An 8,366-nucleotide genomic window follows, 5' to 3' on the forward strand; every position below is an offset into this window, starting at 1 on the left:
CTCCGCCGACGGCCGGCAGCCGGTCGTGGCCGCCGGCGCCCTGCCCGGGCAGCGCGTACAACCCGGGCTGGTCCGGCTGCACCGGCAGGGCCCAGGCCGGCGGGACCGGCTCCGCGGTCAGGGCCGCTCGCCCCGCTTCACCTTCGGCTTGGGCAGCCGCAGTCGGCGCATCTGCAGGGTGCGCATCAGGCCGTAGGGGACGGCGCCGCGGGTGTTCTCGTTCGGGAAGCGCTCGCGCAGGGCCTTGCGCAGGCCGAGGCCGAGCCGGGCGAAGTCCAGGATCACCAGGACGAAGAAGACCACGAAGAGCAGCGTGGAGAGCAGCTGCAGGGCCGGCACCTTGACGATGCTGAGCACCAGCACCACCACGGCGTACGGCAGGAAGAACTCGGCGAGCGACCAGCGGGAGTCGACGAAGTCGCGGGCGAAGCGCCGCACCGGGCCCTTGTCGCGCGCCGGCAGGGCGCGCTCGTCGCCCTCCAGCAGGGCGGTGCGCTGCTTCTCGCGCTCGGAGCGCATCCGCTCGCGGGACTGCCGGGCGGCCTCCTTGCGGTCCTTGGGCACGGTCACCCGGGTCCGCCGGCTGGCCTCGGCCTCGCTGCGCTTCGGCGTCGGGCGGCCCTTCTTGGCCTGCGGGTCGCGGGGGGTCTTCTCGTCCTGCTCGGCCAGCGCGGTCGCGGCGGAGGAGGCTTCATCACGGCGTCGGAACACACCCCCAGCGTACGTGCTGGCCGGGTGCTTTCCGCAGTGAGCGTCGGCACGAACGGATATCGATCGGGCGGCGTGTCCCGTACGGGGGGCCCTCCGCGGGGCGGATCATGGTCTCAGGGTCGGCTCCACCCCAGGAACGATGACCGGCAGTGTGCGGCTGTAGCAGTCTTGTTGCAGCTCGTGCACTGCGGCGACCAGCTCGCTGCACATAGACTCGACGTGTTACGAGACGGAATTCGCAGGCCCGTAGAAGGGGGCACCCGAGGCCCATGAGCGACGGAATCATGAAGCGTATGGGGCTGATCTTCCGCTCCAAGGCCAACAAGGCACTGGACCGTGCGGAGGACCCGCGGGAGACGCTCGACTACTCGTACCAGAAGCAGCTGGAGCTGCTGCAGAAGGTGCGCCGCGGCGTCGCCGACGTGGCCACCTCGCGCAAGCGCCTGGAGCTGCAGCTGACGCAGCTGCAGCAGCAGTCCGCGAAGTACGAGGACCAGGGCCGCAAGGCGCTCTCGCTGGGCCGTGAGGACCTCGCCCGCGAGGCGCTCACCCGCAAGGCGAACCTGCAGTCCCAGATCACCGACCTGGAGACCCAGTACCAGCAGCTGCAGGCCGAGGAGGAGAAGCTCACGCTCGCCTCCCAGCGGCTGCAGGCCAAGGTGGACGCCTTCCGTACCAAGAAGGAGACCATCAAGGCGACGTACACGGCCGCCCAGGCGCAGACCCGGATCGCCGAGTCCTTCTCCGGCATCTCCGAGGAGATGGGCGACGTGGGCCTGGCGATCCAGCGGGCCGAGGACAAGACCGCGCAGATGCAGGCGCGGGCCGGCGCGATCGACGAGCTGCTCGCCTCCGGTGCGCTCGACGACGCCAGCGGCCTCGGCCGCAAGGACGACATCGAGGCCGAGCTGGAGCGGGTGGCCGGCGGCAGCGACGTCGAGCTGGAGCTGGCCCGGATGAAGGCCGAGCTGACCGGCGGCTCTCCCGCCGCCGCTCCGCAGGCCATCGAGCAGGGCCAGCAGGACTCGTCCAAGATCAACTACAACAAGTAGCAACCGGACAGCACCACGAACCGGACAGGGAGACGCGCCGGCATGATCATGAGGGTCATGGGTGAGGGGCAGTTCCAGGTCGGCGAGAGCCACCTGAACCGGCTCAACGAGCTGGACGACGAACTGCTCAAGGCAGTGGAGTCGGGTGACGGCGGGCGTTTCAAGGCCGCGCTGGACGCGCTGCTGGGCGCGGTCAAGGAGTTCGGCAGCCCGCTGCCGGACGAGTCCCTGGAGCCGTCCGACCTGATCCTCCCGGACGCGGAGGCGACCATCGACGAGGTCCGCGAGATGCTGCGGACCGAGGGCGACGGCCTGATCCCCGGCCTGCCGAATTAGGTCTCGTGACACCGAAGGGCGGGCACCCCACGGGGTGCCCGCCCTTCGGCGTGCTGCGCGCCGCCCGCCGGCGGCGCGGCGGAACGTTACGGCAGGGCCAGCATCCGGTCCAGCGCCGCCTTGGCGTACTTCTCGGTCTCCGGGTCGACCGTGATCACGTTCGGCACCCGGCCCTCGACCAGCGACTCCAGTGCCCACACCAGGTGCGGCAGGTCGATCCGGTTCATGGTCGAGCAGAAGCAGACCGTGCGGTCGAGGAAGACGACCTCCTTGTCCGGGTGGGCCTTGGCGAGCCGGCGCACCAGGTTCAGCTCGGTGCCGATGGCCCACTTGGAGCCGGGCTCGGCGGCGTCCAGCGCCTTGATGATGTACTCGGTCGAGCCCACCATGTCGGCCGCGGTGACGACCTCGTGCTTGCACTCCGGGTGCACCAGCACGGTGACGCCGGGGATCCGCTCGCGGACCTCGTTCACCGAGTCCAGGTTGAAACGGCCGTGCACCGAGCAGTGGCCGCGCCAGAGGATCATCTTCGCGTTCCGCAGCTGCTCGGCGGTCAGGCCGCCGTTGGGCTTGTGCGGGTTGTAGAGGACGCAGTCGTCCAGCGAGAAGCCCATCTCCAGGACGGCGGTGTTGCGCCCCAGGTGCTGGTCCGGCAGGAACAGCACCTTCTGGCCCTGCTCGAAGGCCCACTCCAGCGCCCGCTTCGCGTTGGAGGAGGTGCAGATGGTGCCGCCGTGCCGGCCGGTGAAGGCCTTGATGTCGGCCGAGGAGTTCATGTACGAGACCGGCACGGTCACGTCGGCGATCCCGGCGTCGGTGAGCACGTCCCAGCACTCGGCGACCTGCTCGGCGGTGGCCATGTCGGCCATCGAGCAGCCCGCGGCGAGGTCCGGCAGCACGACCTGCTGGGCGTCGGTGGTGAGGATGTCCGCCGACTCGGCCATGAAGTGCACGCCGCAGAAGACGATGTACTCGGCCTCCGGGCGGGCCGCCGCGTCGCGGGCCAGCTTGAAGGAGTCGCCCGTCACGTCGGCGAACTCGATGACCTCGTCGCGCTGGTAGTGGTGGCCCAGGATGAACACCCGGTCGCCGAGCGCCTCCTTGGCGGCGCGGGCCCGCGCGACCAGGTCCGGGTCGGAGGCGGCGGGCAGGTCGCCCGGGCACTCGACGCCGCGCTCGCTCGCGGGGTCGGCCTCGCGGCCGAGCAGCAGCAGCGCCAGGGGCGTCGGAGAGGGGTCGACGCCGTAGGTCTCGGTGGTGGTGGTCACGGGCGGGTGCCCTCCTGTGCGGCCGATCTTCCGGCCCCTGCCGAGCTGCGGTGGTACCGCGGGGCCTTCTCGTCTATCTGACGCTATCTATGATAACCCGTTAGCGTCACTCTGACGATGGACGTTCTGTCGATGTGACGAGAACCGCTCTCCGGATCGGAGCCTTCCCGGCGTGGCCGAACCGATATCCGGCCGCGATCGCGTTGTCTTGGAGCATGAAGGCCATTGTGATCAGGCAGTACGGCGGCCCCGACGTCGTCGAGTACACCGACGTGCCCGACCCCAAGGTCGGCCCCGACTCCGTCCTGGTGCGGGTGAAGGCCGCCGGCGTCAACCCGGTCGACTGGAAGCTCCGCGAGGGCCACCTCGACGGCATCATGGACGTCCACTTCCCGCTGATCATGGGCTGGGACCTGGCCGGCGTCGTCCAGGCCGTCGGCGGCGGCGTCACCGAGTTCGCCCCCGGCGACGAGGTCGTCGGCTACGTCCGCAAGGACTCCGCCGAACACGGCACCTACGCCCAGCTCGTCGCCGCCCCCGTCCGCACCCTCGCCCGCAAACCCGCCTCGCTCGACTGGGCCCAGGCCGGCGGCCTCCCGCTCGCCGGCCTCACCGCCCACCAGGCCCTCGTCAAGGCGCTGCGGATCCGCGCCGGCCAGACCGTCCTGGTGCACGCCGCGGCCGGCGGCGTCGGCAGCCTCGCCGTCCAGATCGCCACCGCCCACGGCGCCCGGGTCATCGGCACCGCCGGCGAACGCAACCACGCCTACCTGCGCGAACTCGGCGCCGAACCGGTCGCGTACGGCGAGGGCCTGGTCGACCGCGTCCGCGCGATCGCCCCCGACGGCGTCGACGCCGCCCTCGACCTGATCGGCGGCGACGCCGTCGAGGTCTCCGCCCAGCTCGTCCGCGACCCCTCCTGCATCGCCTCGATCACCGACTACGGCGTCGCCGCCCGCGGCGGCCACTACGTCTGGGTCCGCCCCGACGCCGCCGACCTCGCCGAACTCGGCCGCCTCGCCGACGCCGGGAAGCTCCGCGTCCCGGTCGCCTCCACCTTCCCGCTCTCCCAGGCCGCCTCCGCCCAGGCACTCAACGCCGAGGGCCGCACCCGCGGCAAGATCGTGCTGCTGGTGGACTGACCGCAGGAGTCCGCCAGAATGGGGCGGTGCGCCGTCCCACCCCGACGGCCACACCGCCCTCACACGCACCACCAGTGGAGCCCGCAGCCATGAGCACGCACCGACCCACGGACCCGGGCGGGGCGCCGCTCGACGACACCGACCGGCTCCTGCTCGAACACCTCAGCAAGGACGGCCGCGCCTCCTACGCCGAGATCGGCCTGCTCGCCAACCTCTCCGCCACCGCCGTCCGCCGCCGCATCGACCGGCTCCGCGCCCGCGGCGTCGTCCGCGGCTTCACCGTCGTCCTCGACCCCGCCCTGCTCGGCTGGCGGACCGAGGCCTTCGTCGAGATCTACTGCCGCGAACGCACCAGCCCCGAGGAACTCCTCGCCAGCCTCCGCCAGTTCCCCGAGGTCGCCGCCGCCTGGACGGTCACCGGCGACCCCGACGCCCTCGTCCACCTCCGCGCCGCCGACACCCGGCACCTCGAAGCCGTCATCGAACGCATCCGCAAGGAGCCCGGCGTCCAGCGCAGCCGCAGCTCCGTCGTCCTCTCCCGCCTCATCGGCTGACCGCTCCGCACCGGGCCCGGCACCCCCCCGGCACGTCACGCAGGAAAGCTGCGCCACCCCCGTCGAACACGCACGAAACCTGCTTGCGCGGCCCCGTTCCGACGCGCGCCGACCGAGCGCCGCTGCCTACGCTGATCGTGTCCGGTACGCCCCAGGAACCCCACCCGTACCGGCCCGCCGCACCCCGCAGCCAGAACGAGAGGGACCACCGTGTCCGCAGCCGCCGACCGCATGCACCAGCCCGACAACCAGCTGGTCGACCTCGTCTTCGACTACATGCGCGAGCGGCTGCAGTACAACCCCGTCCCCCTCGACCACCCCGGCGACGGAGAGCACCTTCGCACCCACCTCGCCGGTCTGCTCAACGAGCACGGCAACGACCCCGGTGACGTCCTCAAGCTCTACGACCACGAGCTCTCCCGCGCCGTCATCTCCGCCGACAGCCCGCGCTACCTCTCCTTCATCCCCTGCGCCCCCACCAAGGCCGCCCTCCTCTTCGACATGGTCGTCTCCTGCGCCTCCCTCCAGGGCATCTCCTGGCTGGAGGCCGCCGGCGCCATCGCCGCCGAGAACCAGGTGCTGCGTCTGATAGCGGACCGCGCCGGACTCCCCGCCTCCGCCGGCGGCACCTTCGTCTCCGGCGGCTCCGCCGGCAACCTCTCCGCGCTCGTCGTCGCCCGCGACACCGCCCGCCGCAAGCTGGGCGTCGGCCCCGAGGCCCGGCTGCGGATCGCCGTCGCCGACCAGGTCCACTCCTCGGTCAAGAACACCTTCAACATCATCGGCGTCGAGGCGTTCGTCGTCCCGACCGTGGACCGCCGCTTCACCGGCGAGGCGCTGCGCGCCGCCCTCGCCGCCGACCCGAACCCGGAGACCGTCATCGCGGTCGTCGGCACCGCCGGCACCACCAACGAGGGCATCGTCGACGACCTCGCCGGCCTCTCCGAGGTCACCCGCGAGCACGGCCTCTGGTTCCACGTCGACGGCGCGTACGGCGGCGCCGGGCTGTTCGCCCCCTCCGTCCGCGAGCGCTACAACGGCATCGAGCACGCCGACTCCTTCGTCGTCGACCCGCACAAGTGGCTCTTCGCGCCGTTCGACTGCGCCGCCCTGCTCTACCGCAACCCGCAGCTCGCCCGCGCCGTCCACACCCAGGACGCCTCCTACCTCGACGTCCTGCACACCGAGGGCGACGAGTGGAACCCCACCGACTACGCGTACCACCTCACCCGCCGCGCCCGCGGCCTGCCGCTCTGGTTCTCCCTCGCCGTCCACGGCACCCAGGCCTACACCGACGCCATCGAGACCGGCCTGACGCTGGCCCGGGACACCGCGCAGCTGATCCGCGACACCGACCACCTGGAACTGCTGCACGACCCGCAGCTCTCCGCCGTCTGCTTCCGCCGCACCGGCTGGACCCGCGAGGACTACTACCGCTGGTCCCAGCAGCTCCTCGCCGACCAGATCGGCTTCGTCACCCCCACCGGCTGGGACGGCGAGACCGTCGCCCGCTTCGCCTTCCTCCACCCCGGCACCACCCTCGACATGGTCAAGGAGATCCTCTCCACCATGGAGTAGGGGGACGCACGTCAGGGGCGCGGGGAACTGCGCAACTCGGGGGCAAGGCAAGACAGGGGCGCGGGGAACTGCGCAGTCCGGGGCTGGGCATCGGACCGATTTCGGGCTCACCCCGGATCCGTACGGTGGCCCACATCCGAATTGCGCAGTTCCCCGCGCCCCTGTCTTGCTTCCCCGGACCTGCGCAGTTCCCCGCGCCCCCGGGCGTCCTACAGGAACGCCCCGTCGGGGAGGTACGGCACCGGGGGGCGCATGCCGCGGAGGGCCACGTAGCCGCGGGTGCCGACCGTGAGCCCCACCTCCAGGCCGACGTCGACCGCCCACTCCTGGTCGGCGGTGAGGTGCTCCACCAGCGCGTCCGTCCCCTCCGGGACCCGCGCCAACGCCTCCCGCAGCAGCCGCACCGCGATCCGCTTCGACGTCGCCGCCAGCAGCTTCACCTCGCCGCCGTCCCGGTAGCAGTAGCCGCTGCCCGCCAGCGAGTCCGCCACCAGCAGTTCCTCGAAGTGGGCCAGCATGAAGCCGTGGTCGGGCCCGTGCGCGGCGCCCCGCAGCCGCCGGTCCACCGAGTCCAGCAGGTGCAGTTGCCCCGGTCCTCCGGGGTGCACCGGGATGTCGCCCGGGTCCTGCAGTCCGGCCCGGTCGACCGGCCCCCGCAGTTGCATCGCCGGGTGCAGGGTGAACCCGCTCAGCCGGTACCGCCGTGCCGCGGCCGGCGACGGCGAGGCGCACAGCATGCCCCGCAGGCAGCCCCGCCCGTGCGCGGCCGCCCGCTGCAGCAGCAGCCGTCCGACGCCCTTGCCCTGCAGTGCCGGGTCGACCACCAGCAGGGCGAGCAGCCACAGCCCTTCGCGCCGCAGCGACAGCGCGGCCCCCACAGCCCGTCCGCCGTCCTCGGCGACCCAGCACCCCTGCGGGTCGGTCCGCACCAGGTGCCGGGTCCGCGCCTCGTGCCGGACGGCGCGGGCGTCCGGCACCGCCGTCCCGTCCCGCCGCGCGGTGTCCGGCCGTCCGAAGGCCGCCGCGGCCACCTCCCGCACGGCGGCGGCGTCCGCGGCACTGTCCCTGACCGGCCGAATGATCACGCATCTCATCCTGGCCCGCCGCCGGACCCGCCGAGGGCGGTTTGCCGAGATCGGACGCCGAGCACGCACCGCCGGTGTGCGAGCATGGGAGACGTAGAGGTGCGGGCGGCGAAAACGTCTCCCGGAATCACCACCGACCGGAAATGAATCCGGGCGGCCGCCGGTTGGCACTGGCGGCACACTGTCGTCACAGACCGGGAGTAAGCATGACCGTCCAGGACGAGACCACTGTCGAGAGTGGCATCCTCCTCACCGACGCCGCCGCGGCCAAGGTCAAGGGCCTGCTCGAGCAGGAGGGCCGCGACGACCTCGCGCTGCGCGTCGCCGTGCAGCCGGGCGGCTGCTCCGGCCTGCGCTACCAGCTGTTCTTCGACGAGCGTTCGCTGGACGGCGACGTCGTCAAGGACTTCGGCGGCGTGAAGGTCGTCACCGACCGCATGAGCGCCCCGTACCTGGGCGGCGCCACCGTGGACTTCGTCGACACCATCGAGAAGCAGGGCTTCACGATCGACAACCCGAACGCCACCGGCTCCTGCGCCTGCGGCGACTCCTTCAGCTGAGCCTCGCGGCCCAGCCGCACCCGCAGCAGCGACAGCAGCAGCGAACCGCCGGAGGGGGGGCGCCGGGGGGGGGGGCGCCC

Annotated in this window: 9 protein-coding genes; 6 read left to right on the forward strand and 3 right to left on the reverse strand. The window is 72.2% G+C overall.

What is annotated here, in order from left to right:
- Positions 1 to 117 precede the first annotated feature (117 nt).
- Positions 118 to 711, reverse strand: coding sequence for a DUF3043 domain-containing protein (locus tag ABZ641_RS19245; protein ID WP_344626690.1), 594 nt, complete (start codon positions 709 to 711; stop codon positions 118 to 120).
- Between the two features lie 269 nt (positions 712 to 980).
- On the opposite strand from ABZ641_RS19245, the gene ABZ641_RS19250 reads away from it, so the two are divergent.
- Positions 981 to 1,763 (forward strand): PspA/IM30 family protein, encoded by a 783-nt coding sequence (locus ABZ641_RS19250; protein ID WP_344626691.1) that lies wholly within the window; start codon positions 981 to 983, stop codon positions 1,761 to 1,763.
- 42 nt (positions 1,764 to 1,805) lie between these two features.
- Positions 1,806 to 2,099: a hypothetical protein gene (locus tag ABZ641_RS19255; RefSeq protein WP_344626692.1), complete on the forward strand. Its 294-nt coding sequence runs from the start codon at positions 1,806 to 1,808 to the stop codon at positions 2,097 to 2,099.
- Between the two features lie 86 nt (positions 2,100 to 2,185).
- On the opposite strand, the gene nadA is transcribed toward ABZ641_RS19255, so the two are convergent.
- On the reverse strand, positions 2,186 to 3,367 hold the full coding sequence (gene nadA, locus ABZ641_RS19260; protein ID WP_344626693.1) for a quinolinate synthase NadA: 1,182 nt from the start codon (positions 3,365 to 3,367) through the stop codon (positions 2,186 to 2,188).
- 215 nt (positions 3,368 to 3,582) lie between these two features.
- Here nadA and ABZ641_RS19265 point away from each other — a divergent pair, with 215 nt between their 5' ends.
- From ABZ641_RS19265 to ABZ641_RS19275, 3 genes are all read left to right on the forward strand, one after another.
- Positions 3,583 to 4,509, forward strand: coding sequence for an NADP-dependent oxidoreductase (locus ABZ641_RS19265; RefSeq protein WP_359983258.1), 927 nt, complete (start codon positions 3,583 to 3,585; stop codon positions 4,507 to 4,509).
- Positions 4,510 to 4,598: 89 nt separating this feature from the next.
- A complete protein-coding gene (locus ABZ641_RS19270; RefSeq protein WP_344626696.1) occupies positions 4,599 to 5,063 on the forward strand; it encodes an Lrp/AsnC family transcriptional regulator in 465 nt (154 codons plus the stop codon).
- Between the two features lie 210 nt (positions 5,064 to 5,273).
- Entirely contained in the window at positions 5,274 to 6,641 is a 1,368-nt protein-coding gene (locus ABZ641_RS19275) for a pyridoxal-dependent decarboxylase (RefSeq protein WP_359983260.1), read from the forward strand.
- Positions 6,642 to 6,850: 209 nt separating this feature from the next.
- Here the strand turns inward: ABZ641_RS19275 and ABZ641_RS19280 are convergent, their stop codons facing one another.
- Complete coding sequence (locus tag ABZ641_RS19280; RefSeq protein WP_344626698.1) at positions 6,851 to 7,726, reverse strand: GNAT family N-acetyltransferase; 876 nt, start codon at positions 7,724 to 7,726, stop codon at positions 6,851 to 6,853.
- Positions 7,727 to 7,932: 206 nt separating this feature from the next.
- On the opposite strand from ABZ641_RS19280, the gene ABZ641_RS19285 reads away from it, so the two are divergent.
- Complete coding sequence (locus ABZ641_RS19285; protein WP_095876996.1) at positions 7,933 to 8,286, forward strand: iron-sulfur cluster assembly accessory protein; 354 nt, start codon at positions 7,933 to 7,935, stop codon at positions 8,284 to 8,286.
- Positions 8,287 to 8,366 lie beyond the last annotated feature (80 nt).

It is taken from the genome of Kitasatospora sp. NPDC007106, from assembly GCF_040634455.1.
Lineage (GTDB): Bacteria > Actinomycetota > Actinomycetes > Streptomycetales > Streptomycetaceae > Kitasatospora > Kitasatospora arboriphila.